The 24,935-nt window shown below is 68.9% G+C and carries 19 protein-coding genes; 8 read left to right on the plus strand and 11 right to left on the minus strand.

Annotated features, from left to right (window positions below; all coding sequences use genetic code 11):
- Positions 1–3: 3 nt before the first annotated feature.
- A complete protein-coding gene (locus tag ABMY26_RS17140) occupies positions 4–735 on the minus strand; it encodes a hypothetical protein (protein ID WP_372398408.1) in 732 nt (243 codons plus the stop codon).
- A gap of 387 nt (positions 736–1,122) precedes the next feature.
- Here ABMY26_RS17140 and ABMY26_RS17145 point away from each other — a divergent pair, with 387 nt between their 5' ends.
- On the plus strand, positions 1,123–2,391 hold the full coding sequence (locus ABMY26_RS17145; protein ID WP_372398409.1) for a serine hydrolase: 1,269 nt from the start codon (positions 1,123–1,125) through the stop codon (positions 2,389–2,391).
- Between the two features lie 29 nt (positions 2,392–2,420).
- Here the strand turns inward: ABMY26_RS17145 and ABMY26_RS17150 are convergent, their stop codons facing one another.
- The 3 genes from ABMY26_RS17150 to ABMY26_RS17160 all read right to left on the minus strand — a co-directional run bounded on the left by ABMY26_RS17150 (position 2,421) and on the right by ABMY26_RS17160 (position 5,561).
- The gene (locus ABMY26_RS17150; RefSeq protein WP_372398410.1) at positions 2,421–3,179 is read right to left on the minus strand and encodes a response regulator; all 759 of its coding nucleotides are present in this window, start codon (positions 3,177–3,179) and stop codon (positions 2,421–2,423) included.
- 109 nt (positions 3,180–3,288) lie between these two features.
- Positions 3,289–3,777 (minus strand): MmcB family DNA repair protein, encoded by a 489-nt coding sequence (locus ABMY26_RS17155; RefSeq protein WP_372398411.1) that lies wholly within the window; start codon positions 3,775–3,777, stop codon positions 3,289–3,291.
- Positions 3,778–3,887: 110 nt separating this feature from the next.
- Complete coding sequence (locus ABMY26_RS17160) at positions 3,888–5,561, minus strand: ATP-binding protein (protein ID WP_372398412.1); 1,674 nt, start codon at positions 5,559–5,561, stop codon at positions 3,888–3,890.
- Positions 5,562–5,814: 253 nt separating this feature from the next.
- Here ABMY26_RS17160 and ABMY26_RS17165 point away from each other — a divergent pair, with 253 nt between their 5' ends.
- The 5 genes from ABMY26_RS17165 to ABMY26_RS17185 all read left to right on the plus strand — a co-directional run bounded on the left by ABMY26_RS17165 (position 5,815) and on the right by ABMY26_RS17185 (position 13,912).
- Complete coding sequence (locus tag ABMY26_RS17165; RefSeq protein ID WP_372398413.1) at positions 5,815–7,260, plus strand: ATP-binding protein; 1,446 nt, start codon at positions 5,815–5,817, stop codon at positions 7,258–7,260.
- A 299-nt stretch (positions 7,261–7,559) separates the two neighbouring features.
- Positions 7,560–9,788 carry an ATP-binding protein gene (locus ABMY26_RS17170; RefSeq protein WP_372398414.1) on the plus strand — a complete coding sequence of 743 codons (2,229 nt, stop codon included), beginning with the start codon at positions 7,560–7,562 and terminating at the stop codon, positions 9,786–9,788.
- 522 nt (positions 9,789–10,310) lie between these two features.
- The gene (locus ABMY26_RS17175) at positions 10,311–11,699 is read left to right on the plus strand and encodes a bifunctional enoyl-CoA hydratase/phosphate acetyltransferase (RefSeq protein ID WP_372399027.1); all 1,389 of its coding nucleotides are present in this window, start codon (positions 10,311–10,313) and stop codon (positions 11,697–11,699) included.
- Positions 11,700–11,712: 13 nt separating this feature from the next.
- Entirely contained in the window at positions 11,713–12,897 is a 1,185-nt protein-coding gene (locus ABMY26_RS17180) for an acetate/propionate family kinase (RefSeq protein ID WP_372398415.1), read from the plus strand.
- A 115-nt stretch (positions 12,898–13,012) separates the two neighbouring features.
- Positions 13,013–13,912, plus strand: coding sequence for a LysR substrate-binding domain-containing protein (locus tag ABMY26_RS17185; RefSeq protein ID WP_372398416.1), 900 nt, complete (start codon positions 13,013–13,015; stop codon positions 13,910–13,912).
- A gap of 4 nt (positions 13,913–13,916) precedes the next feature.
- Here the strand turns inward: ABMY26_RS17185 and ABMY26_RS17190 are convergent, their stop codons facing one another.
- A complete protein-coding gene (locus ABMY26_RS17190) occupies positions 13,917–14,171 on the minus strand; it encodes a hypothetical protein (protein WP_045581908.1) in 255 nt (84 codons plus the stop codon).
- Between the two features lie 150 nt (positions 14,172–14,321).
- Positions 14,322–15,974, minus strand: a complete 1,653-nt coding sequence (gene pgi / locus ABMY26_RS17195) for a glucose-6-phosphate isomerase (RefSeq protein ID WP_372398417.1) — start codon at positions 15,972–15,974, stop codon at positions 14,322–14,324.
- Positions 15,975–16,182: 208 nt separating this feature from the next.
- Here pgi and ABMY26_RS17200 point away from each other — a divergent pair, with 208 nt between their 5' ends.
- Positions 16,183–16,350, plus strand: a complete 168-nt coding sequence (locus tag ABMY26_RS17200) for a hypothetical protein (RefSeq protein WP_372398418.1) — start codon at positions 16,183–16,185, stop codon at positions 16,348–16,350.
- A gap of 159 nt (positions 16,351–16,509) precedes the next feature.
- Here ABMY26_RS17200 and ABMY26_RS17205 read toward each other — a convergent pair whose 3' ends face one another.
- The 5 genes from ABMY26_RS17205 to ileS form a co-directional block, all read right to left on the minus strand.
- Positions 16,510–17,877 carry a M16 family metallopeptidase gene (locus tag ABMY26_RS17205; RefSeq protein WP_372398419.1) on the minus strand — a complete coding sequence of 456 codons (1,368 nt, stop codon included), beginning with the start codon at positions 17,875–17,877 and terminating at the stop codon, positions 16,510–16,512.
- Between the two features lie 2 nt (positions 17,878–17,879).
- Positions 17,880–19,277, minus strand: a complete 1,398-nt coding sequence (locus ABMY26_RS17210; RefSeq protein WP_372398420.1) for a M16 family metallopeptidase — start codon at positions 19,275–19,277, stop codon at positions 17,880–17,882.
- A 111-nt stretch (positions 19,278–19,388) separates the two neighbouring features.
- A complete protein-coding gene (locus ABMY26_RS17215) occupies positions 19,389–19,973 on the minus strand; it encodes a DUF3035 domain-containing protein (protein WP_372398421.1) in 585 nt (194 codons plus the stop codon).
- 106 nt (positions 19,974–20,079) lie between these two features.
- The gene (gene lspA / locus ABMY26_RS17220) at positions 20,080–20,595 is read right to left on the minus strand and encodes a signal peptidase II (RefSeq protein WP_372398422.1); all 516 of its coding nucleotides are present in this window, start codon (positions 20,593–20,595) and stop codon (positions 20,080–20,082) included.
- A 136-nt stretch (positions 20,596–20,731) separates the two neighbouring features.
- Complete coding sequence (ileS, locus tag ABMY26_RS17225; protein ID WP_372398423.1) at positions 20,732–23,575, minus strand: isoleucine--tRNA ligase; 2,844 nt, start codon at positions 23,573–23,575, stop codon at positions 20,732–20,734.
- A 336-nt stretch (positions 23,576–23,911) separates the two neighbouring features.
- On the opposite strand from ileS, the gene ABMY26_RS17230 reads away from it, so the two are divergent.
- Positions 23,912–24,889 carry a glycosyltransferase family 10 domain-containing protein gene (locus ABMY26_RS17230; protein ID WP_372398424.1) on the plus strand — a complete coding sequence of 326 codons (978 nt, stop codon included), beginning with the start codon at positions 23,912–23,914 and terminating at the stop codon, positions 24,887–24,889.
- The last annotated feature ends 46 nt before the right edge of the window (positions 24,890–24,935 follow it).

Consider the following 24,935-nt stretch of genomic DNA (forward strand, 5'->3'; position numbering starts at 1 on the left):
CGGTCACTCGCCGGCAAGGGCGCTCAGGAGCGCCCCGAAGGGTGCGGTCGGCCCGACGAGCCCGTTGCGGCCGACCTGCAGCTCGAAGAAGACGCCGCCGTCCGCCAGCTGTCCGGAACCGGGCAGGGTGCGCGGCGCGTCGTCCGGCGCGGGCAGCCCGGGGAAGGCGACGCCGGTCGGGTCGATGCGGCCAAGCGCCTCCGGGAAGCCCGCCTCGGTGAAGCGGCGGGACGGATAGGGATAGGCGGTGAAGAACCACTGCCCGGACCGGCAGCCGTTGATCAGCCAGTAGAAGCCGTTGGACGGCAGCCGCAGGCCGTTCGGCGGCGTGTCGAACGCCCCGTCCTCGCGAAGGCGGCTGACGAAGCTGGCGAACTGGGCCGGAGTCAGCCGGGTGGTCGCGCCGCTGCCGCGCGCCGCCGACAGCGGATCGGCCGGGGTGATGCGGGCGAGGTCGGTCGCCTCGATCACATGCGCCTCCATCACGGCGCCGCCCTGGCCGCCATCGCCGACGATGTCGTAGGTGCGGACATGCCGGTTGTAGTCGGCGTTGAAGATCAGGCGGAAACGGTCGGTCCCGTCCTTGCCGCAGCCCGACCGCAGGTCGTCGCCGTTCAGGTAGCTGAACCAGGTCAGCTTGCGGGAGACCGGATTGTCGGTGGGGCCGACCGAGCTGCAGCCGGCCAGGGCCAGCAGGACGGCGGTCAGAACGGTTCTTCGGAGACCACGGCTCATTGTCGCTTGCCTCGCGTCGGCGGCCCCTGGTAGGTGGAGGGCAAGGGGTGCGTCGACAAGGCCGGTTCGCCGGGGCTCGTCCGATCGGAGGCATCCGGTACCCCGTCTGCCTCGCGGCCTTGCTCCCCCGCCCTCGGCTTTCCGATCCCCACCGCCCGTTTCCACAGGACCCGCCATTTTGGTCACAGACACTGCCAAAAGCCAAAGCAAGAAATTAACGAATTCCTGCTAGACACTGATTTGGCACGAATTTACCATTGAACCAAGCACCAGAATCTAGCGGTTGGCGGGGCCATCATGAGTGTAACGCGCAACACCGTTCGTAACGGACTGTTTCCGTTCGCCTTTCGCGCGGAGGAGACGGCCGGCGGGCGGAGTGCGGCGGGTTTGGGGCGCCGTCTGTTCGCGGCCGCCGCGCTGTTGGGCATGGTGGCGGTCGGCTCCGGCCTGTCCGCGGCCGAGGCTCTGGCGGCGAAGGCTGCGGCCATCGTCATGGACGCCCGCACCGGACAGGTGCTGATCGACCAGGATGCCGACTCCATCGTCCATCCGGCGTCGTTGACCAAGATGATGACGCTGTACCTGACCTTCGACGCGCTGGACGACGGTCGTCTCAGCCTCGACCAGCAGTTGCCGGTTTCCTCCTGGGCGGAGAGCATGTCGCCGACCAAGCTCGGCCTGCGCGCCGGGTCGACGCTGAAGGTGGAGACGGCGATCCTCGGCCTCGTCACCAAGTCGGCCAACGACGCCGCCGTCGTCCTGGCGGAGGCGCTGGGCGGCACCGAGTCGCGCTTCGCCGAGATGATGACCCGCAAGGGGCGCGAGATCGGCATGCGCCACACCCTCTACCGCAATGCCTCCGGCCTGCCGAACATGGAGCAGGTGACGACCGCGCGCGACTACGCGATGCTGTCGCGCGCCCTGATGCGTGACCATGCCAAGTATTATCCCTATTTCAGCCGCCGGAACTTCGTCTATGGCGGCCGCACGCTGCCCAACCACAACCGTTTGATGTCCCGGTACGAGGGCATGGACGGCATCAAGACCGGTTACACCGTAGCATCCGGCTTCAACCTCGCCGCCTCGGCGGTGCGGGACGGGCGCCGGCTGGTCGGGGTGGTGATGGGCGGCAAGTCGGCGGTGTCGCGCGACAACAGGATGGCCGCGCTGCTCGACCAGGCGTTCGGCCGGGCGAGCCCGGGCCGCGACGACGGTCCGGTGATGGCCAGCCTCGACACCAGCCGGTCGGATGCCATCGACGGCGAGGGCGACGATGACGACGAAGAGCCGGTGGTGAAGGCCAAGCCGACCCGGGCCGCGCTGCAGGTGGCCGCGGTTCCGGCCGCGCCCGCCCGTGATGTCAAGCCCACCCATGACGCCAAGTCCACCCGTGGCGGACCGTCGCATTGGGCCGTGCAGGTCGGTGCCTTTTCCAGCCGCGCCGCCGGCAACAAGGCGGTTAGCCAGGCGGTCAAGCAGGCACCTGTCCTTCTGCGCACGGCCAAGGCCAGCGTGGTGGAGGCGAAGGCCGGCAAGGACACCGTCTATCGCGCGCGCCTGACCGGTATGGACGAGCAGGATGCCCGCAAGGCCTGTGCCTTCCTGACCAAGCACGGTCACCATTGCGTGGCGGTGTCGCCGAACGAGCGGAGCTGACGGGGGGCCCTCTCCGGGCCGGGGGCCGTTCAGCCCCGCGCCGCGGCGGCGCAGCGTTCCAGGAACTCCAGGGCCGGCGCCAGCGCGGCGCTCGATGCACCGATCCGTTGCGGCAGGTCGGCACAGGCACCGTCCTCGAGACCGGCTTCCAGGGCGCGCGCCGTCCGCCGCAGGGCGAGGCAGCCATATTGTCCCGACACTCCGGCGATCCTGTGCGCCATCGTGGCGGCGGTCCGGCGGTTTCCGGTCCGCAAGGCTTCCTCCAGCGCATCGCCATGTTGGCGCAGCGCCGCTGCCGTCTTGTCGATCAGTTCTGCGACCCGGGCGGCGGGCAGCATCTCCCGCATCGTGGCGATGGCTGCTTCTTCGAAGGCCGGTCCGGCTGACGGCGGTTCCGCCGGGGACGGAGCGGCTTGCGGACCGCTTCCAAGCGCCGCTGCCAGGGACTCCAGCCGCAAGGGCTTGGTCAGGACGCCGTCGGCGCCGCAGCCGACGCAACGCATCTGCCCGTCGGCGGTGGCGCTGGCGGTGAGCATCAGGATGCGCGGCGCGCGGCCGTTCGGCTGAAGGCGGATGGCGCGAACCGCCTCGTCACCCGGCAGGCCGGGCAGCTCCAGATCCATCAGGATCAGATCGAAGGCATCGAAGGCGGCGGCGGCGGCGGAAACCGCGGCGGGACCGTCCTCCGCCGTCACCACCCGATGACCCGCCCGTTCCAGCAGGGCACGGGCGGCGAGGCGGGTGACGGCCTCGTCCTCCGCCAGCAGAATGCGCAAGGGGGGCATCATGCCCGTCTGGTCCGCCGGCATACCGGTCCGCTCTCCCAGGTCGACAAGGATTCCGCAGTTTAGCCGCTTCCGGTGCGGCGCGCACCCATACCGGTCGGGCTCCATGTCATCAGACGGTGGGCGACGCCTGGGTGAACATCGGGTCCTCGATCCTGTGAAGGCGGCCGGCTCCGGTCAAGGCGGCGCGCAGCAGCAGGGTCTTGCGCCGGGCGGGGGCCAGCTTGTGGGCGGGGGCCTCGCGCAGCACCTCGGCGCCATAGGCGTCCGCGACCATCAGCCCGCAATCCTCCGGGATCAGTTCGGTCGGAAAGCCGTCGTCGACCGCGAAATAGAAGGCGTCGCACCAGTCCCGGTATTCCTGCCATTTCTGGTCGGAGCGGAAGTCCGGCACGCCGCTCTTCACCTCGACGATCAGGATTCCACCGGCGTCGTCCATGGCGAGAACGTCGGCCCGCCGGCCACTCGCCAGACGGAACTCGGTCAGGCTGGCGTAACCGCGCGTCGCCAATGCCCGCCGCACCCCGCGGAAGATCGGCGGCGCCCCGCCGGCGGACGGCAGGGGATCGGCAGCGGAGAGGAGGGCAAGATCGTCGCTCATGGCACGGGGCACCGCCGGAAAAAGGAACGGTTCAGGAACGCAGCGGACACAATGCCGCGTCCGCCTTTCCACGCCAAGGGGCAAAAGCGTGACCGCCCCCCCGGTCCGGCTCAAACGGGCGGAAGGGGAAGCGGGCGCCCGCGGTCGCGCGGCAGGCTGCGCGCGGCTGGGAAGACCAGAACCGCCGCGGTGCCGACATCCGGCTCGCTGGTCAGCTCCAGCCGGCCGCCATGCATCTCCACCAACTGCTTGACCACCGGCAGCCCCAGTCCGCTTCCACGGGAGTGTCGGGCGATGGAGGAGTCCGGCGCCTCGAACGGATGCAGGATATGGGGCAGATCGGCGCTCGGGATGCCGATGCCGGTGTCGGCCACCATCATCGCGATGCCGCCGTCCGGCATCAGCTGGGCGGTCAGCATCACGAGGCCGCCGGGCCGGGTGTGGGCCACGGCGTTGGACAGCAGGTTGGTCAGCATGCGGGTCAGCGCCTGGACGTCGCCCCGCAGCAGCGGCAGGTCGGGCGGGACGTCGCGGCGCAGGGTCACCCCGCCTTCCCGGGCCGCCTCTTGCAGTGCGGTGACGACATGCCGCGACAGGGCATCCAGATCCACCCCGTCCTCCACCAGCGGCGTCAACCCGCCATCGAGGCGAGACAGTTCCAGGATGTCGTCGATCAGGGCGAGCAGATGGGTGCCGGCATCGCGGATGTCACCGGCATAGCTGCGGTAGCGCGGGTTGCCGAGCGGGCCGAAGGGCTCCGACAGCAGCATCTCCGAAAAGCCGAGGACTGCGTTCAGCGGCGTGCGCAACTCGTGGCTCATCTGCGCCAGGAAGGCTGCCTTGGCCCGCTTTGCGCTGTCGGCCTCGCCGCGGGCGGCCTGGGCCTCGGTCTCGCGCAGACGCAGACGGTCCTCGGTCCGCTTCAGCGCGGTGACATCGGTGTAGTGGACCAGCACGCCCCCGGGCACGGCATGTTCGCGGCTGAGCAGCCAGCGTCCGTCATGGAGGGGCACGACGACCGGCGTGTCCATCCGCCGGTGACGCTCCAGCCGCGCATGCATCCACGCTGCGCGGTCCTGTGCCGTGGTCAGGCGCGGGTCGGTCTCGGCGAAGCGGCGGGCCAGCTCCTCGAAGGGGACGCCCGGCACCAGCCTGTCGACCAGAGTGGGCAAGTCGGTGCCCAGACGGCCGTTGGCATGGACCAGCCTGTCCTCCCGGTCGAACAGGGCGAAGCTCTCGGCGCTGTGCTCCAACGCCCCGGCAAGCGTTTCTGCCAGCGTATCAGCCACCGCTCGGGCCTGGGTTTCCGGCTGGGCTTCGGCTGGCGAGAGGGCCACCGGACCCAGGTCGGACAGGGTCGCGCACAGCCCGCCGGGGGCCGGGGCCGCCGCCACGCGCCAGCGGACCGGCGTGGAGCCACGCCGTGCGGCGACCGTGCGCTCCACCGGGCCGTGCAGGGCGTCGGCCAGCGTGGCGAACAGGGCGGGGCAGGCGGTGTCGGTGGCGTCCGCGCGCAGCCGCCGGCCGGGCAGCGGTCCGGCGCCCAACAGCAGTTCGGCCGCCGGGTTGGCCGACCGCCATTCCAGGTCGGTCAGCGTGCTGGCAGGTTCATGACAAGCGGCGAAGACGGCGACTGCAACCGGCAGCGAAGCCAGGGCCGCGATCGACGGTTCGCCGGTCCTGTCGCAGCGGTCGTTGGGTGCCGTGGCGGTGTCGGGAGTATCCTCACCCGAGGCGGCACTATCGCGCCCATTACGGCCGCAAGTCTGCGTGTGGCGATTCATTGCGCCATTTTTACCGACCATCCCTAAGAAACGCTGAAGGCCCAGTCCAAACTGAAGACGGATATTTGTCGAATTGTAACAGAATCGACCGATCCCTTGCGAAGTGCATGGGGTTTTCAGCAAAGGCGGTAAATGGTTTGATTGCGCAGTCCGCCGTGTACTTCGCGTGTGCTCTGCCTATCGGCAGGCTTTGCAACGAGCGGCAGTTTTCATAGTGTAGGATCTGATCGCGGAAGATGGTTGGAATTCAGGTGTGACCGTGAACGGCAGCCACGACGATTCCGGCGGTGCGGTACCGCCCGTTCTGGTGTTCGGTGCCGATGGACGGCTGACCGACTGGACCCCCGCTGCCGGAACCCTGCCGGGATTGTCTGGCCGTCTTGCCGTCGGAGCGACTGCTGCCGAATTGAGCCGCCACGCCGGGGCTGGACGCACCGTGCTCCCGCTGACCGCGGGGGGCATGGTGTGGCGGCTGGACGGTGAGCCGTGCGTTCCCCCCGCGGCATCCATCGGCCCGATGCCGGCCGCGATGGGGATGCCGGATCCGGCCGGTCGCCTTTTTGCGGCGGCCAGCCACGATCTGCGCCAGCCGCTGGCAGCGCTGTCGCTGCTGATCGGCACGCTGGAGGCGCGCGCGATGGAAGGGGCGGCGGGCGGTACCGACCGGTCCGGACGCGACCTGCTGCATTCGATGGCCCAGGCGGTGGACTCCATGCGCAGCATGGTCGACGGCCATTTCGACCTCGTCCGGCTGGAAAGCGGCCTGCTGGAGCCGGACATCCGCACCCACGCCGTCAACGGCGTCCTGATGCGGCTGGCGCTGGAAGTTGCGCCGCGCTTTGCCGACCGCGGGCTGCGCTTCAGCGTGATGCCCTGCTCGGCGATGGTGCGCACGGACTCCGCGCTGCTGGAGCGGTTGCTGCACGGTCTGGTCATCAATGCCCTGCGCAGCACGGCGGGCGGCCGGGTCCTGGTCGGTTGCCGCAACCGGGGCCGCAGCCTGCGCATCGAAGTGTGGGACAGCGGGCGCGGCCTGCCGCCGGAGCGGCTGGCGGCCTTGCGGAGCGAGCTGGCGCGCTCCGCCGGGGAGGGCGCCGGTACGCTTGGGCTGGACCTGACGCTGGTCCGCGGGCTTGCGCGGAAGCTCGGCCTCGGGCTGGAGTTGCAGACGACCGAAGGACGGGGAACCGTCTTCGCGGTCGTCCTGCCGCGCTCGATCGAGGTGGCGGCCGCAGCCGCCGGGGAAGCGGCATCGCCCCCCGCCGTCGCATCGGCTGGCGCCGCCGACATAAGCCGTGCCCGTATCCTGGTGATCGAGGACGACCCGATGGTGCTGGCCGCGCTCGAAGCCCTGCTGGAGCAATGGGGCTGCACCGTGCTGGGAGCCGAATCCTACGATGCGGCGGTCCGGCGGGTCGGGCCGGCACCGGAGCCAATCGACCTGGTCATCTCCGATCTTCGGCTGAAAGGCGCAGCCAATGGCATCGTCGCCATCCGGCAGATCGCCAAGCTGCTCGACCGGCCGGTGCCCGGGATGATCCTGACCGGCGACACCGATCCCAGAAGGCTGCGCGAGGCCCGGCTGTCCGGCTACCCGCTTCTGCACAAGCCCGTGGCGCCGCTGGCCCTGCGCGCCGCGGTCGTCCGGCTGCTTGGACCGGCCGGCCGGGGCGGCTGCCTGGGCAACCCACCTCTTTGATAATAAAGACTCTAAACGGAATGAGGTCGATATATGAAGGCGTCGAATGATGAAGACTCTTGAAGTTAGGCTTACGCTGCACTGCAATGACAATGCTGAAACAGAGCCGGCAAGATTTCTGCGAATTGCGACAGACTCTTTCCAATGATTGCAGTGCGTGAGCCATAGCTCTCCCCCAATTGGCAGATCCTTATCCTCCTTTCGGTGGAATTGGATCTTTTACATACCCTTTTATGCTCCCCCTTCGATATGATCGTGTCTGGCTTCGCTGTTCGGACAGTTCGGGGGAGGGCGGTCGGATGAACCGGAAGCATCGGGGGGTAGGGAAAGCGACGGCGGTGCCGATGATCGTCTTTGCCGGCCTGTTCCTGTCCCTTTCCGCCTTCCTGCTGATCCGCAGCGTCACCCGCGACGCAGAGCATATCCTGGCCGATCGGCAGGCGATCCAACTCCATGACGAACTGAAGACGCGCTTCGACCATCAGAGCGTCCTGCTGCGCGCCCTCAGCGGTCCGCTGGCCGGGCCGGCACCGGTCACGGAGGCGAGCTTCTCGTCGGCCGCGGAACCCTTGCTGCCGCTTTACCCCAACCTGCATGCCGTCGCCTGGGCACGCCGGATCGCGGAGCGGGACGTGCCGTTGCTGGAACGGGCGATGCGGTCGTCCGGCCACACCTCCTTCGCGGTGCGCGGTGCCGTCGATGCGCCGCGCCGCCCGCCCGGCACCGACCTGTTCGTGAATGTGCTGGCCGAACCGAAGGCAGCGGCCGGCCTGATCGGGCTCGACATGGCCAGCCTGCCCGGGCAGAGCGAGGTGTTGACCCGCTCATGCGCCGCCAACCGCGTCGTCGTGGCGGAGGAGATGCCGCTTCAGGCCGAGCTTGGGCGGGATTCGGTGCTGATCTATCTGCCGGTCTATTCCCGTGAGATCGACCCCGACGAGGCGCGTTTCGGCGGGCGTATCGTCTGCGACGTCCTGACCGGCTTCCTGTGGACCAGCTTCGATGTCGGCCAGCTGCTCAGGGACGCGGTTCTGCGGGTCGGGCTGACCGTGGGCGACGCCTATCTGCTGAAACCGGATGCCGGGGCGCCGCTGCTGCTCGCCGCCGAAGGCGGGCTGACCCGCCCGGGCGAGCTTCCCCACCCGCCGTCCCGGCCGCTGACGGCGGAACGATTGGCCGGCGATGGGGCTCCGCGTGCCATCGTCCGGGACATCGCCTTCGGAGGGCGGGTGTGGCGGCTGTTCGTGGTGCCCGATCCGTCGCCGCTGTTCAGCCTCGACGACCGGCTGGCCTGGACCATGCTGATCGGCGGACTGATGCTGACCGCCGGCGCCGTCGCCTATGTCCTGCGCGAGGCGCGGGCCAAGCGCCTGCTGCGGACCGAGGCGCGTGCCCGTGCCGCCATGGCCCGTGCGCTGCGCGAGAGCGAGGAGCGGTTCCGGCTGGCGTTGCGCCATTCCAAGGTGTCGCTGTTCAGCCAGGACCGCGACCTGCGCCATCTGTGGGTCTATTGCCCGCGGGCCGACCTGCGGCCGGAGCGGATGATCGGCCGGACCGATGTCGAACTGTTTTCGGTGGAGGACGCCGAGCGGCTCGTGCCGGTCAAGCGGGCGGTGATGGAGCAGGGGGTCGGTGCCCGCTGCGAGGTGGAGTTGACCTACAACGGCTGCCGGCGGGTGCTGGACCTGTCGGTTGAGCCGATGCGCGACGAGACCGGATCCATCGCGGGCATCATCTGCGCCGCCATCGACATGACCGAGGCGGTGGAGATCCGCGACGCCCTTGCCCGCGCCCATTCCGAGGCGGAACGCGCCAACCAGGCCAAGAGCCGCTTCCTGGCCGCCGCCAGCCACGATCTGCGCCAGCCCTTCCAGGCGATGAGCCTGTTCCACCACATCCTGATGAGCAAGCTGGACGATCCCCAGCAGGTGGAGGTGGCGAACAAGCTGGGCGAGGCGCTGGTGGCCGGAAACTCGCTGCTGTCGACGCTGCTCGACACCTCCGCGCTGGAGGTCGGCAACGTCAAGCCGCGGATCGTCGATTTCGATGTCCAGGACATCGTCGGCCGGCTGGCGATGGAGATCGGCGACCAGGCGGCCGATCGCGGGCTGGAACTGCGCATGGTGCCCTGTTCCGCCCGCGTGCGTAGCGACCCGATCCTGCTGGAGCGGATGGTGCGCAACCTGCTGGTCAACGCCCTGCGCTACACCACCCAGGGCCGCATCCTGCTGGGCTGCCGGCGCAAGGGCGACGAGGAGGGCGGCCGGCTGTCCATCGAGGTATGGGATACCGGTCCCGGCATCCCCGAGGACGAGATGACGGCCATCTTCGAGGATTTCTATCGGTGCGGCACCGACCAGCGCGACAGTGGCCGCGGCCTGGGCCTGGGGCTGTCCATCGTCCGCCGCATGGCGCAGATGCTGGATCACCCCGTCACCGTGCGGTCGCGGGTCGGACATGGAACCGTCTTCTCCATCAGCGTTCCGGTGGCCGAGGAGCTTTGCTCCTGCGTGGCGGCAGCGGACTGAGACAGCTGATTGGGACAGCGGATCGGGCGTCCGCCGGGTTTTCCGGCCTTTGCCGCAGCGCGCAATCGGGGCAGTCCCGCCGCAAGCTCCGCTTTTCCTGGATGCAGGCACGCAAGTTTCGGTTATGCTGCGGCTGCTAACTGCTCCGAAACGATCCCAGTAACCCAGCCGTAACAATAGCTTGGCGACTTATTGATGTAGGTCATTGGGCCGCCTTCGCCACAAGGGCTATTGCTTTCGCACAAGCACACTCCTTGGAAACTCCTCGGGTGGCGAAGGTTCCGCTTCGAAGGAACCCAACAAGACGGGTTCCGGCCCGACGCCATGGCTCTGCCCGCAAGGGCGCGTCCCGGCGCGGGAACCGGGATCGGGAGGATACGGCCCGCCGTCGCGACGGATGCCCGTCGGTCGGGCGCCGCGATCCTTTTGAGGAGCTTTGAGATGGATACCGTCACCGCCGCCCTCCCCGCCGCCCCGGCGGGCCGCAGCGGCATCGTTCCGACCGGCAAGAACGGCAGCCCCATGATCGAAAACGTCACGTTCGAGGAAATCCGCATCGGCCAGCAGGCCAGCCTGTCGCGCCGGCTGACCATGTCCGACATCGAGCTGTTCGCCACGGTGTCCGGCGACCTCAACCCGTCCCATGTGGACGAGGATTATGCCGTCGACCACAAGGTGGTCGGGCACGGCATGTGGTCCGGTTCGCTGATCTCCGCCGTGCTGGGCACGCTGCTGCCCGGTCCCGGCACCGTCTATGTCGGCCAGGATCTGCGGTTCGAACGGCCGGTCCTGCTGGGCGACATCGTCACCGTCACCGTCACCGCCAGGTCGAAGGACCCGGAGCGCAAGACGGTCGTCTTCGACTGCCTCGCCGCCAACCAGGACGGCAAGACGGTGGCGACCGGCGTCGCCGAGGTGATCGCCCCGACCGAGAAGTTCCGCCGCGCCGTGACCGAACTGCCGCAGGTGCAGGTGATCCGCCACGACGGCCACGAGCTGATGCTGAAGAAGTGCGAGTCGCTCCCGCCGGTGCCGACCGCCGTCGTCCATCCCTGCGACGAGAGTTCGCTGCGCGGTGCCGTCGAGGCGGCCGAGGCCAACCTGATCGACCCGGTGCTGGTCGGGCCGGAAGCCAAGATCCGGTCCGTCGCCGACGCCTGCGGCCTCGACATCTCGCCCTACCGCATCGTCGACGTCGCGCACAGCCATGCCTCGGCCGAAACCGGCGTCCGTCTGGCCCGCGCCGGCGAGTGCGAGGCGGTGATGAAGGGCAGCCTGCACACCGACGAGCTGATGGGCGAGGTCGTCCGCAAGGAGACCGGCCTGCGCACCGGCCGCCGTCTCAGCCACGTCTTCGTGATGAATGTGCCGACTTATCCGCGGCCGCTGCTGATCACCGACGCGGCGATCAACATCTATCCGACGCTGGAAGACAAGGTCAGCATCGTGCAGAACGCCATCGACCTTGCCAAGGTGCTGGGCGTCGAGGTTCCGCGCGTCGCCATCCTCTCGGCGGTCGAGACCATCAACACCAAGATCCCCTCGACCCTGGAAGCGGCGGCGCTGTGCAAGATGGCCGACCGCGGCCAGATCACCGGCGGCATCCTCGACGGCCCGCTGGCCTTCGACAACGCCATCAGCCGCGAGGCCGCCATCACCAAGGGCATCAATTCCCCGGTCGCCGGCCAGGCCGACATCCTGCTGGTTCCGGACCTGGAGGCCGGCAACATGCTGGCCAAGCAGCTGTCCTTCCTGGCCCATGCCGACGCCGCCGGCATCGTGCTGGGCGCGCGGGTTCCGATCATCCTGACCAGCCGTGCCGACAATGTCCGCACCCGCCTGGCGTCCTGCGCGGTCGCCGTCCTGGTGGCCGCCGCCCGCCGCCGCGGCGCCGCCTCCGCGGCCGAATAAGGAGGGCGCCGCCATGTCCAACGCGATCCTCGTCATCAATGCCGGCTCCTCCAGCCTGAAATTCTCGGTGTTCCGGGATCATGGCGGCGGGGATCCGGCGGTCGCCGTCAACGGCCAGATCTCCGGCATCGGCACCCAGCCGGTTTTCGAGGCCAAGGATGCCGAGCGCCGCCCGCTGGCCGGGAAGAGCTGGGGGGTCGGGGAACGCAGCGACCGCAAGGCGCTGCTGTCCTACCTGCTCGACTGGATCGAGGAGCGGCTGGACGGGGCGACGCTGATCGCCGCCGGCCACCGGGTGGTGCATGGCGGCGTGCGCCATGCCGCTCCGGTGCTGCTGACCCCGGCCGTGATGGATGAGCTGGATGGGCTGGTGCCGCTGGCCCCGCTGCACCAGCCGCACAACCTCGCCGCCATCCGCGCGCTGGCCGAGGCGCATCCGGAGCTGCCGCAGGTCGCCTGTTTCGACACCGCCTTCCACCGCAACCAGCCCTGGCAGGCGCAGACTTTCGCCATCCCGCGGGAACTGACGGACGAGGGCGTCCGCCGTTACGGCTTCCACGGCCTGTCCTACGAGTACATCGCCCGCCGCCTGCCGGAGATCGCGCCGGAGCTGGGCGATTCGCGCGTCGTCGTCGCCCATCTCGGCAGCGGCGCCAGCATGTGCGCCATCCATGGCGGGCGGAGCGTCGACAGCACCATGGGCTTCACCGCGCTGGACGGCCTGCCGATGGGCACCCGCTGCGGCACCATCGATCCCGGCGTGCTGATCTACCTGATGCGCAAGGGCATGGACGCCGACGGCATCGAGAAGATGCTCTACAACAAGTCGGGCCTGCTCGGCGTGTCGGGCATTTCCAACGACATGCGCGCCCTGCTGGAAAGCACCGATCCGCATGCGCAGGAGGCGGTGGAGCTGTTCTGCTTCCGCATCGCCAAGGAAACCGGGGCGCTCGCCGCCTCGATGGGCGGGGTCGACGCGCTGGTCTTCACCGCCGGCATCGGCGAACGCTCCGCCCCGGTGCGGGCGCGGGTCGGCGACAAGCTGGCCTGGATGGGCGTTGAACTGGACGACTCCGCCAACGAGGCCAATGCGGCGAAGATCTCCACTCCCGGCAGCCGCCTGCCGGTCTATGTCATCCCGACCGACGAGGAACGGATGATCGCGCTGCACACGCGGCGGGTGCTGACGGGGCGGTGAACGCGGTTGGGGAGGGGGCATCCGAAGCCGACACCCTCCCCAACACATCCCCCTGGAGCCCACCCCCCAATCGGTGCTAGCTCACTCCCGGAACTCAGTTTCGTCCGGGGAAGCCGTGGTCCGCCCCTATCTGCCGCTCAACGCGTTGCGCGCCTTCGAGGCGTCGGCGCGGCATCTCAGCTTCACCCGCGCCGCCATCGAGCTGTGCGTGACCCAGGCCGCCGTCAGCCAACAGGTGAAGCTGCTGGAGGAACGGCTGGGCGCCAGCCTGTTCCACCGCCTGCCGCGCGGGCTGGCATTGACCGACGAGGGGCGGGCGCTGCTGCCGACGCTGGCCGATGCCTTCGACCGCATCGGTGGCTTGCTCGACCAGTTCGAGGGTGGACGCTTTCGCGAGGTGCTGACGGTCGGCGCGGTCGGCACCTTCGCCGTCGGCTGGCTGCTGCCGCGGCTGACGCGCTTTCGCGAGGCGCATCCCTTCGTCGACCTGCGCCTGTCCACCAACAACAACCGCGTCGACATCGCGGCGGAGGGGCTGGACTACGCCATCCGCTTCGGCGATGGCGCCTGGCACGGCACCGACGCGGTCCGGCTGTTCGATGCGCCGCTGTCGGTGCTCTGCGCGCCGGAGATCGCCCGGCGCCTGCGCGAGCCTGCCGATGTCGGCCGCGAGACGCTGTTGCGCTCCTACCGCGCCGATGAATGGCCGGGCTGGTTCGCCGCCGCCGGGCTGGAGCCGCCGGCCATGCCCTCGGTCAAGGGGGGGCCGGTGTTCGACTCGTCGTCGCTGATGGTGGAGGCGGCGATCCAGGGTGCCGGCGTCGCCCTCGCTCCACCGTCGATGTTCCGCCGGCCGCTGGCGCTGGGCCAGATCGAGCAACCCTTCGGCGTCACCGTGTCGAAGGGTGCCTATTGGCTGACGGCCCTGAAGTCGCGGCCGGAAACCCCGACCATGCGTATCTTCCGCGACTGGCTGTCCGCCAGGGTCGCGGAAGACGGACCGGTCGCGGCCTGAGCTTTCAGGAAACGGGGACGCGGCGCGGCGCCCGCTGCTCCTCCTCCCGCCGGCGCCAGAAGCGCAGGCGCAGGCGCGGCGCCATGAACCAGGCGATGGGGGCGGCAAGGATGACGCTGAGGATCACCACGGTCGGCATCAGCGTCATCGCTTGCTCGGAAAAGCTGGGGACCGACAGCACCAGGACGGTGCCGATGCCGAAGACGACGCCCTGGATCATGCCGTAGATCAGGACGGCGAGGCGCAAACGGGTGGACATGAGGCTGCTCCGGTGAGTGGGGGCGGTGCAAAGACCGTTTCCCTGTTCAACCGGCGCGCAGCCACAATGTTCCGAACGCCATCGGCCGGGATCTCTCCGGCCGATGGCGTTCGTATACGTATAATTACAGCCGGCGGCCCGAACCGTTCCCTACCGGTTGGCCCGCCACCATGCCATCAGCCCGGTGGTCGAGCTGTCATGGGCACCCTCCGCCGGACCGCTTTCCATCTCCGGCAGGATGGTGCTGGCCAGCTGCTTGCCCAGCTCCACGCCCCATTGGTCGAAGCTGTTGATGTCCCAGACGATGCCCTGGACGAAGACCTTGTGCTCGTACAGCGCGATCAGGGCGCCGAGCGTCGCCGGGGTCAGGCTCTGCATCAGGATGGTGTTGGACGGGCGGTTGCCGGGGAAGACGCGGTGGGGGACCAGCGCCTCGACCTCTTCTGCCGGCTTGCCGGACCTGGTCATCTCCGCCCGCACCTCGTCGGCGGTCTTGCCGCGCATCAGCGCCTCGGCCTGGGCTAAGACGTTCGACAGCAGGATGCGGTGATGGGCGCCGGCCTCCGCCCCGATCGGGTTGTGGGTGGTCGCCGCCGCCACGAAGTCGCAGGGGATCAGCGATGTGCCCTGGTGGATCAGCTGGTAGAAGGCATGCTGGCCGTTGGTGCCGGGCTCGCCGAACAGCGCCGGCCCGGTCTGGTAGTCCACCGGCTCGCCGCCGCGGGTCACCGACTTGCCGTTGCTCTCCATGTCCAGCTGCTGGAGATAGGCGGGGAAGCGGTGCAGATACTGGTCGTAGGGCAGCACCGCGTAGGACGAGGCGTCCCAGAAATTGCGGTACCAGACGCCCAGCAGGCCCAGCAGCACCGGCATGTTGCGGTCGAGCGGCGCGGTGCGGAAATGCTCGTCCATCGCATGGGCGCCGGCCAGCAGCTCGGCGAAGCGCACCGGGCCGATGGCGATCATGATCGGCAGGCCGATGGCCGACCACAGCGAATAGCGGCCGCCGACCCAGTCCCAGAAGCCGAACATGTTGGCGGGATCGATGCCGAACTTGCGCACCTCCGCCTCGTTGGTGGAGACGGCGACGAAGTGCCTGGCGACATGCGCCTCGTCCTGGGCGGTCTCCAGGAACCAGCGGCGGGCGGAATGGGCGTTGGTCAGCGTCTCCTGCGTCGTGAAGGTCTTGGAGGCGATGACGAACAGCGTCGTCTCCGGATCCAGCCACTTCAGTTGCTCGGCCAGATGGGTGCCGTCGACGTTGGAGACGAAATGCAGGGCGACATGGGCATGGGCGAAGGGCTTCAGCGCCTCCGTCGCCATCACCGGGCCGAGGTCGGAGCCGCCGATGCCGATGTTGACCACGTCGGTGATCGGCTGGCCGGTATAGCCGCGCCAGTCGCCGTCGCGCACCGAATTGGCGAAGGCGTCCATCCGCTCCAGCACCGCACGCACGGCCGGCATCACGTCGCGGCCGTCCACGGTGACCGGATGGTCGGACCGGTTGCGCAGGGCGGTGTGCAGGACGGCCCGCTTTTCGGTCAGGTTGATCGGCTCGCCGCCGAACATGCGGGCGCGGGCACCTTCGACATCCTGCTGGCGGGCGAGGTCGAGCAGCAGCCCGACCGTATCCTGCGTGATGCGGTTCTTCGAATAGTCGAGAAACAGACCCGCGGCCTCCAGCGAGAAGGCGCCGAACCGGCCTGGATCGGCGGCGAACAGGTCGCGCATGTGCGTGTCGGCCATGTCCAGGCGGTGTTGGACGAGAGCGGCCCAGGCGGATGAATGGGAGAGCGCGGTCATGATGCTTTGGACTCCTTGACGTCAGCGGTCCTTTGACGCGGCCCATCGGCGGGGCGAAGGGAGCCTAGCACCGACCGGCGGTGGCGGCCACGACCCAAAATGCGGCGGTCGGCGCAGCTTATCGGCCTATGCGTGCCGGCCGAAGCATGCAACCGACCGCGGGTCGCGCTGTTGTGGGATCCGAGGATTTGCCAAAGGAGGACAAGCCATGTCGGACAAACCCCTCGCCCCGCCGTTGGAAGAGCGTGAGGAGCAGCGCGACCGCGACGATCCGGCAAGGCCGGATCAGGTCGGCATCATCCCGGGCAAGGTGCCGGGACATCCGGTCGATCCCAGCGATCCGCGCTTTCCGGGGAGCCAGCCGGATTTGGCGTGAGGGACAGTTTCGACAACCGATGCCTCCTCGACCGATGCCCCCTCCCTAACCCTCCCCCGCTAACGCGGGAGAGGGGATTGGTGCTGTGCGGGAGGGTGGCGGCAGTCCCTCCCCCGCACAGCGGGGGAGGTTAGGAGGGGGCTAGGGCTGGAGGACGCCTCAGCTCCCCCCGTCGACCGTCCGCGTCGGCGACACGCCTTCCGGCTTGCCGACCAGAACCGTCAGCAGCTTCGCCGGGTCGAGCAGGCGCTGGGCGACGCGCCTGATGTCGGCCTGGGTCACGGCGTTGATGTAGCGGTCGCGCTGGTTGAGGTAGTCGATGCCCAGCTCGTCGCGCTTCACCTGCAGCAGGATGCGCGCAATCGACTGGGTCGAGCCAAGCTGCAGCGGGAAGGAGCCGGTCAGGTAGGTCTTGGCGTCGGCCAACTCCTGGTCGGTCAGGCCGTCCTTCGCCATCCGCGCCCATTCCTGGCGGATGATGTCCAGCGCCTGGCCCGCCTTTGCGTTGACGGTGGAGCCGCCGGCCATCACCACCGCGGCATGGTCCATCGGGATCAAATAGCTGTAGACGCCATAGCTCAGCCCGCGCTTCTCGCGCACCTCCTCCATCAGGCGCGACCCGAAGCCGCCGCCGCCCAGCACATAGTTCATGACGCTGGCGGCGTACCAGTCGGGATCGTCGCGCTTCACCCCCGGCTGTCCCATCAGCATGACGGTCTGGGCGGTCGGGCGCGGCAGCAGGATGGTCTGGCCCAGCCCGGCCATCGTCGCGTCGGGGATCGCCGGTGCGTCGGTCCTGGCCGGCAGCCCGCCGAACACGATGTCCAACGCCTTGCCCAGTTCCTCCGGCGAGATGTCGCCGGTGGCGGCGACCACCAGCCGGTCACGGCCGAACTGACCCTTCACGAAGGCGCGCAGATCGTCCGGCGCGATGGCGGGCAGGCTGTCCAGCGTGCCGCGGATCTCGCCGCCATAGGGGTGGTCGGGGAAGGCGGTGGCGTAGAACTGGCGGCGGGCGACGTAGTTGGGATCGCCAAGGTCCCGCTTCAGGCTGGCCATGATCGAGGCCCGCATGCGGTCCAGCGCCTCCTGGGCGAAATGCGGCTCGGTCAGCGCCAGCCGGGTCAGCTCCAGCGCCTCGCCGCGACGCTCGGTCAGGGTGCGCAAGGACCCGGTGAAGCCGTCCCGTCCGGCGTCGAAGCCGAGCGCGATGGCGTTGTCCTGCAGCCGGGCCTGGAAGGCCTGGGAGTCGTAAGGCCCGGCGCCCTCGTCGAGCATGGTGGTGACCAGATTGGCCAGCCCTTCCTTGCCCTTGGGATCGCTGCCGCCGGCGCCCTCGAAGGCCCATTCCAGCGCCAGCACGGGGACCTTGTGGTCCTCGACCAGCCACGCCTCGATCCCGCCGGGGCTGACCACGCGCTTGATGTCCATGGCGTGGGCAGGCAGGGGCGCGGTCAGGGCGATGGCGACGATGGCGAGGAAGAAGGCCGCGATGCCGGACCGCATGGAAGTGTGACGCGCGCTCATCCTCAACTGTCCTTTCCGGTCGGGGGCAGCAGCAGGCCGGTGACGTGGTTGGTCTGGCTCAGCACGGCGCGGGCCGCGGCGTTGACCTGCTCGGCGGTCACCGAGTCGATCCGAACCGGCCAGCTTTCCACGTCGTCCAGGCTCTGGCCGGTGGCGAGCGCCGCGCCCAGCGTCTGGGCCGGGCCGGTCAGGCTGTCGCGGGCATAGGCGGCGGCGGCCAGCATGCGCTTGCGCGCGGTGGCGACCTCCTCCTCGGTCACGCCGGTCTTCAGCAGCCGGTCGACCTCGCCCCACAGGGCGGCCTCCAGCTTGTCCATGCTCACGCCGGCGGCCGGGCTGGCGCCGACGCTGAGCGTCGCCATGTCCCAGGAGGTCGGTCCGTAGCCGAGCCAGGCGGAGGTGGCGACCTTCTGGTCTATCACCAGGCTGCGGTAGAGGCGCGAGGTCGAGCCGCCGCTCATGATCTCCGCCAGCACCTGCAGCGCGTAGGCCTGGCGGTCGGGGTCGACCCGGTAGGACGGCGCGATCCAGGTCCGGCGCACCGACGGCTGCCGCACCTCGGCGTCGCGCAGTTCGACCTGGCGGGAGGCGCTGATCGGCGGCTCGGCCACGCGCTTGCGCTCCGGTACCGGACGGGCCGGGATGGCGCCGTAATAGCGCTCGGCCAGCGGCTTCAGCTCCGCTGCCGTGACGTCGCCGGACACGACCAGGATGGCGTTGTTGGGCGTGTACCAGGTCTTGTAGAAGCGCTCCGCCATCTCCCGCGTCAGCGTCGACATCTCCTGCGGCCAGCCGATCACCGGGGTGCCATAGGGGTGGTGGACGAACATGGTGGCGTTGATCTGCTCGCTGATGCGGTCGGCCGGCTCGTTCTCGACGCGCTGGCGGCGCTCCTCGATGATGACGTCGCGCTCGGGATAGACCACGGCATCGGTCAGCTTCAGGTTGGCCATGCGGTCGGCCTCCATCCGCATCACCATCTCCAGCCGGTCGCGGGCGACGTTCTGGTAATAGGCGGTGTAGTCGTAGCTGGTGAAGGCGTTGTCGCGTCCGCCATTCTTGGCGACGATCCGGCTGAATTCGCCGGGCGGGATCACGTCCGTTCCCTTGAACATCAGATGTTCGAGGAAATGGGCGATGCCGGACTGGCCGCGGTCCTCGTCGGCTGCACCCACCTTGTACCAGACCATGTGGGTGACGACCGGCACGCGATGGTTGGGGATCACCACCACCTGCATGCCGTTCGCCAGGGTGAAGCTCTCGGGGAAGAACACCCCCTTTTCCGCCGCCAGCGCAGGCAGGGCGCCGAAAGGCACCGGAGCCGTAGGGGCCGCGACGGTCAGGGTCAGGGCGAGCAGGCCGGCCGCGGCAAGGCGGCGGGCTGGGAAGAGGGCAGGCATGAAGGCTCCCGGATCAGGAGGTCCGAATCGAAAGGGCGCCCCCCGCTGGGAAGGGCGCCCCCGGAAACTGGTGTGACGTCGTGCCTGGAACAAGGCTCCAGGCGCCGCGGCTCAGAACAGACCTTCCAGCGGAGCCTTGCGCTTGCGCTCGATGACCGGGGTGGCGGCGCCGTCCAGCGACTTGCCCTGGGCCTGGGCCTCGCGCAGGCGCTGCTGCTCCTTGGCGGGATCGACGAGGGAATAGGGCTGTTCCTGCTTCTGCCAGAACAGCAGCGTGTCGATCCAGCTCTTGTCGGCGATGATCAGCTGGGTGGTTTCCTGATCGACCTTGGCGCGGATGTTGGGGTCGATGCCGTCGCGCGATCCCGCCTGGGCGATCAGCGACTTCTCGCCGGCCGATGCGCTCGCCGCCGCGCCGCGCGAGCTGCCGCCGAACACGGCGCCGGCGGCGACGCGGGTCGGGGTGCTGTCCTGCGGGCGTGCCGCGCCGGGGCGCGGGCGCGGCAGATCCTGCATGCTGGGCGGCAGGGTCAGCGGGGCGCGGGACACCACGGAGAATTCGTCGGGGCTCTGGCGTTCGAGACCGATCGACCGGCGCACGTCCGAGCAGCCGGCGAGCGCCAACGCCGCAAGCGCCAGCCCAAGGAGCGGAAGCTTGGTCCGGGAGGAGGAGAGGGCGGAGGAGATGCTGGTCACGTTCGGAGGATCCCGTCGTCTGTCACGTCGTAGCAACCGGGCCCGCTGGTCGAGGCCGCGTGGTGAGCGCTCGCCGGTGGTTATAGCGCCACCGGCGACGGAACTCTTACGACTTTTCGCGGCCGGCGAACAGCCCGTCTATAAGCAGCACGACGACGCCGACGCTGATTCCGCTGTCGGCGACGTTGAAGGCCCAGAAATGCCAGCCGCCGACGTGGAAATCGAGGAAGTCGACCACCGCCCCGTGGAGCAGCCGGTCGATCACGTTGCCCACTGCCCCGCCGATGATGAAGCCCAGCGCCAGCGCGATCGGCCACCGGTCCGCCTGCCGCAGCCAGAAGACCAGGCAGATGGCGATGACCGCGGCGAGCGCGCTCAGCACATAGGGCATCAGCGCGCCGCCGCTGGCGAAGGTGCCGAAGCTGACGCCGTAGTTCCACACCAGCACGAGGTTGAAGAAGGAGGTCACCTCGATGACGTGCGGAATCGGCTGCATCACCCGGTCGAGGATCCACCATTTGCTGAGCTGGTCGAGCACGACGACGGCCGCGGCGACGATCAGCCCGAACAGCAAGTAGGAACGGGATCGGTTGGCGACGAAGGCGTTCATGGGGCCGCGCATCCTCCCTCTCCCCCCCGGGGAGAGGGTCGGGGTGAGGGGGAGGTGCGGCGACGGGCGTCCGGCAGGCGGACCCCCCTCACCCTAACCCTCTCCCCGGGGGGGAGAGGGAATAGGGCCGCGGTTGTGGCGGATGGCCTCATGCCACCGCGTCGGCGCAGCGGATGCAGAGCGTCGGGTGGTCGTGGACCGTGCCGACCTCCTCCAGGACCTTCCAGCAGCGCTCGCACTTCCCGCCTTCGGCCAGTGCCGGGGCGACGGCGATGCCGGGGACGTCGGGCAGGGTGAAGGCCCCGTCCGGCGCCGCCGCGTCGGTCACCTCGATGGATGAGGTGATGCAGACGTCCTGGAAGTCGACATCGGCCAGCAGGGTCTTGGTCGCGGCATCCACATACACGGTCGGGTCGGCCTGCAGCGACGAGCCGATGGTCTTGTTGGCCCGCTCCAGTTCCAGCGCGCCGGTGACGACGCGGCGGACGTTGCGCACCGTCTCCCACTTGGCGGCCAGCGCATCGTCGCGCCAGGCGGCCGGCACCTCCGGGAAGGCCCGCAGATGCACGCTCTCCTCGGTCCAGCCGGCACCTTCGGTCAGGCCGGCCGGCCGGGCCAGCCACGCCTCTTCCGCGGTGAAGCAGAGGATCGGGGCGAGCCAGGAGGTCAGGGTGGAGAACAGATGCTCCATCACCGTCCGCACCGACCGGCGGCGCACCGAATCGACGGGATCGCAATAGAGGCTGTCCTTGCGGACGTCGAAATAGAAGGCAGACAGCTCCACCGCGCAGAAATTGTGCAGGGCGACGAACAGGGCGTGGAAGTCGTAGGCCTCGACCTTCTCGCGGACCAGCGTGTCCAGCTCCGACAGGCGGTGCAGGACCCAGCGCTCCAGCTCCGGCATTTCAGCGGCGTCGATCCGCTCGGCCGGCGTGTAGTCGGCGAGCGCGCCCAGCAGGTAGCGCAGCGTGTTGCGCAGGCGGCGGTACAGGTCGGCCTGGGTCTTGATGATCTCCTTGCCGATGCGCAGATCCTCCGAATAGTCGGAGTTGATGATCCACAGGCGCAGGATGTCGGCGCCATACTGGTCGCAGACCTCCTGCGGGGCCACCACGTTGCCCAGCGACTTGGACATCTTGCGGCCCTGCTCGTCGAGCACGAAGCCGTGGGTCAGCACCGCGTTGTAGGGCGCCCGGCCGCGCGTGCCGCAGCTTTCCAGCAGCGAGGAGTGGAACCAGCCGCGATGCTGGTCGGAGCCTTCCAGATAGAGGTCGGCCGGCCAGGCCAGCTCCTCCAGCCGCTGCTCCAGCACGAAGGCATGGGAGGAGCCCGACTCGAACCAGACGTCGACGATGTCCCTGACCTGCTCGAACTCGTCGGCGGCATAGCCGTTGCCGAGGAAGTCCTGCGGGTCGCGGGCGAACCAGGCGTCGGCGCCCTCCTGCGTGAAGATGTCGGCGATTCGGGCGAACACGTCCGGATCGCGCAGGATCTCGCCGGTCGCCTTGCGGACGAACAGGGCGATCGGCACGCCCCAGGCGCGCTGGCGGCTGATGCACCAGTCGGGCCGGCTCTCGATCATCGAGCGGATGCGGTTCTCGCCCTGCGGCGGGACCCAGCGGGTGTCGGAGATCGCCTGCAACGCCACGCCGCGCAGGTCGTTCGTCTCCATCGAGATGAACCATTGCGGCGTGGTGCGGAAGATCAGCGGCGCCTTGGATCGCCAGCTGTGCGGATAGCTGTGCTTGATGCGGTTGCTGGCCAGCAGCGACCCGCACTGCTCGAACGCCTCCAGCACCGCCTTGTTGGCCGGGCCGGGCTTGCCCTGGTCGGTGTAGACGGCCAGACCGGCGAACAGCGGCACATGGGCGTAATAGCGCCCGTCCTCGCCCACCGTCTGCGGCACCTCGATGCCGTTGGCCTGGCCCAGGCGGAAGTCGTCCTCGCCATGGCCCGGCGCGATGTGGACGAAGCCGGAACCGGCGTCGGTCGTCACGAAATCGCCGGCCAGCAGCGGCACCTTGAAGTCGTAGCCCTGGCGGGTCAGCGGGTGGTGGCAGAAGCCGCCGGCCAGACGCGAGCCGGGGAAGCGGTGCAACTGCCGCCATTCGGTGATGCCGGCCTCCTTGAACACCTGCTCGGCCAGCGCGGTGGCCAGCACCAGCCGCTCGCCGACCTCGGCCTTGCTGCCCTCGGCGACCGCGAGCACCTTGAAGGTGGCGTACTCGATGTCGTCGCCATAGGCGATGGCGCGGTTGCCTGGCAGGGTCCAGGGGGTGGTCGTCCAGATGACGATGCTGGCATCGTCGATCTCCGGCGCCGACGAGCCCCAGACCGCGAAGCGGGCGAAGACGGTGGTCGAGGTGTGGTCGTGGTATTCGACCTCCGCATCGGCGAGCGCGGTCTTCTCCACCACCGACCACATGACCGGCTTGGAGCCCTTGTAGAGGCCGCCGTTCAGCGCGAACTTGTGGATTTCGCGGACGATCTGCGCCTCGGCCGGGAAGGTCATGGTGGCGTAGGGCTGCTTCCAGTCGCCTTCCACGCCGAGCCGGCGGAACTCGTCGGCCTGGATGCCGACCCATTCCTCGGCGAACTGGCGGCATTCGGCGCGGAACTGGATGATCGGCACGTCATCCTTGTTCTTGCCGGCCTTGCGGTACTTCTCCTCGATCTTCCATTCGATGGGCAGGCCGTGGCAGTCCCAGCCGGGGACATAGTCGGCGTCGAAGCCCTGCATCTGGCGGAAGCGGACGATGACGTCCTTCAGGATCTTGTTGACGGCATGCCCGATGTGGATGTTGCCGTTGGCATAGGGCGGGCCGTCATGCAGCACGAACTTCTTCCGGCCCTTGGCGCCGGCGCGCAGCTTGCCGAACAGGTCCATCTCGGCCCAGCGCTTCAGCAGCTCGGGCTCCTTGGCCGGCAGGCCGCCGCGCATGGGGAAGTCGGTGCGGGGCAGGAAGACGGTCGATTTGTAATCGCGGGTCATATCGGATCCCTGGGGAAAGCATCACCGCCGGGCGGCCATACCGCCACCCGACGCACAATAGGTCTCGTTCCCGGCCCTCCTCAGAGAGCCGGGCCGGTAATTCGCGCCCGGTTGTGCGCAAGGATCCGCAAAGAGACATCCATGGCGCGGGATATTAGCGGCGTGTGCGGTGCGGTCAAGGACGGCTCATGCCCCTGGGGGGCGCGGCAGGGTCCGAAAATTCCACTGGTCACGGGATGGCGGCACTTCTACGGTAATGCCGCCGGGTTGACCGGGGCGGGGGCGGTTCCCGGCGGACGGGGCCGGCACACAGCAGGCGCAAGGGCATCGCCGGGTATGATCGATCCACGGACAAGCGACTTCCTGGCCGAATTTCTTGCGTCAGCCAACAGGGATCCGGCAGTTCTCGACCGCTTCCTCCTGCACGGTCCGGAGCGGGGCGGCCGCGGTGCGCGGCCGCGGCTCAAGATCGCCTTCTTCGATTTCTGGCCGGAGTTCGACCCGTCGGCGAATTTCTTCGTCGAGATCCTGTCGAGCCGCTTCGACGTGTCGGTCGTCGACAACGACTGCGACCTCGCCATCGTGTCGGTTTTCGGCACCCGCCATCGCGAGGCGCGGACCGCCCGCGGGCTGTTCTTCACCGGCGAGAATGTGCGTCCCCCGCTGGACGGGGTCGACATGTCGGTGTCGTTCGACCGCATCGACGATCCCCGCCATTATCGCCTGCCGCTCTATGTCATGCATGCCTGGGACCACAGGCGCGAGGGGGCGACCCCGCATTTCTGCCACCCCGTCCTGCCGCCTGTGCCGCCGGCGCGGGAGGAGGCGGCGAAGCGGAAATTCTGCGCCTTCCTCTACAAGAATCCCAACTGCGCACGCCGCAACGACTTCTTCCAGATGCTCAGCGCCCGGCGCCATGTCGAATCGGTCGGCTGGCTGCTGAACAACACCGGCAGCGTGGTGAAGATGGGCTGGCTGCCGAAGATCCGGGTCTTCTCGCGCTATCGCTTCGCCTTCGCCTTCGAGAATGCCTCGTACCCCGGCTATCTGACCGAGAAGATCCTCGACGCCTTCCAGGCCGGCGCCGTGCCGCTCTATTGGGGCGACAGCGGCGTGCTGCGCGATGTCGCCGCCGGCAGCTTCATCGACGTGTCGCGCTACGCCTCGGACGAGGAGGCCATCGACGCCATCCTGGCCATCGACGACGATTACGATGCCTATCGCCGTTACCGCAGCACCGCGCCCTTCCTCGGCACCGAGGATTTCTACTTCGACGCCTACCGTCTGGCCGAATGGATCGAAAGCCGCCTGTGAGCGGCGGCAGTAAGAAAACCCCAGGAAAAGCCGAAGCAAAAAAGCC

This window comes from Azospirillum sp. HJ39 (genome assembly GCF_041507355.1).
Lineage (GTDB): Bacteria > Pseudomonadota > Alphaproteobacteria > Azospirillales > Azospirillaceae > Azospirillum > Azospirillum thiophilum.

What these genes read in the sequence shown, in the direction of transcription:
- ABMY26_RS17170 (WP_372398414.1), top strand. Translation starts at nt 7,560, where the DNA reads ATGAACCGGAAGCATCGGGGGGTAGGGAAAGCGACGGCGGTGCCGATG.
- ABMY26_RS17200 (WP_372398418.1), top strand. Translation starts at nt 16,183, where the DNA reads ATGTCGGACAAACCCCTCGCCCCGCCGTTGGAAGAGCGTGAGGAGCAG.
- ABMY26_RS17140 (WP_372398408.1), bottom strand. Translation starts at nt 735, where the DNA reads ATGAGCCGTGGTCTCCGAAGAACCGTTCTGACCGCCGTCCTGCTGGCC.
- ABMY26_RS17210 (WP_372398420.1), bottom strand. Translation starts at nt 19,277, where the DNA reads ATGCCTGCCCTCTTCCCAGCCCGCCGCCTTGCCGCGGCCGGCCTGCTC.
- ABMY26_RS17150 (WP_372398410.1), bottom strand. Translation starts at nt 3,179, where the DNA reads ATGATGCCCCCCTTGCGCATTCTGCTGGCGGAGGACGAGGCCGTCACC.
- ABMY26_RS17190 (WP_045581908.1), bottom strand. Translation starts at nt 14,171, where the DNA reads ATGTCCACCCGTTTGCGCCTCGCCGTCCTGATCTACGGCATGATCCAG.
- ABMY26_RS17205 (WP_372398419.1), bottom strand. Translation starts at nt 17,877, where the DNA reads ATGAGCGCGCGTCACACTTCCATGCGGTCCGGCATCGCGGCCTTCTTC.
- ileS (WP_372398423.1), bottom strand. Translation starts at nt 23,575, where the DNA reads ATGACCCGCGATTACAAATCGACCGTCTTCCTGCCCCGCACCGACTTC.
- ABMY26_RS17155 (WP_372398411.1), bottom strand. Translation starts at nt 3,777, where the DNA reads ATGAGCGACGATCTTGCCCTCCTCTCCGCTGCCGATCCCCTGCCGTCC.
- ABMY26_RS17230 (WP_372398424.1), top strand. Translation starts at nt 23,912, where the DNA reads ATGATCGATCCACGGACAAGCGACTTCCTGGCCGAATTTCTTGCGTCA.
- ABMY26_RS17160 (WP_372398412.1), bottom strand. Translation starts at nt 5,561, where the DNA reads ATGAATCGCCACACGCAGACTTGCGGCCGTAATGGGCGCGATAGTGCC.
- ABMY26_RS17175 (WP_372399027.1), top strand. Translation starts at nt 10,311, where the DNA reads ATGATCGAAAACGTCACGTTCGAGGAAATCCGCATCGGCCAGCAGGCC.
- pgi (WP_372398417.1), bottom strand. Translation starts at nt 15,974, where the DNA reads ATGACCGCGCTCTCCCATTCATCCGCCTGGGCCGCTCTCGTCCAACAC.
- lspA (WP_372398422.1), bottom strand. Translation starts at nt 20,595, where the DNA reads ATGCGCGGCCCCATGAACGCCTTCGTCGCCAACCGATCCCGTTCCTAC.
- ABMY26_RS17180 (WP_372398415.1), top strand. Translation starts at nt 11,713, where the DNA reads ATGTCCAACGCGATCCTCGTCATCAATGCCGGCTCCTCCAGCCTGAAA.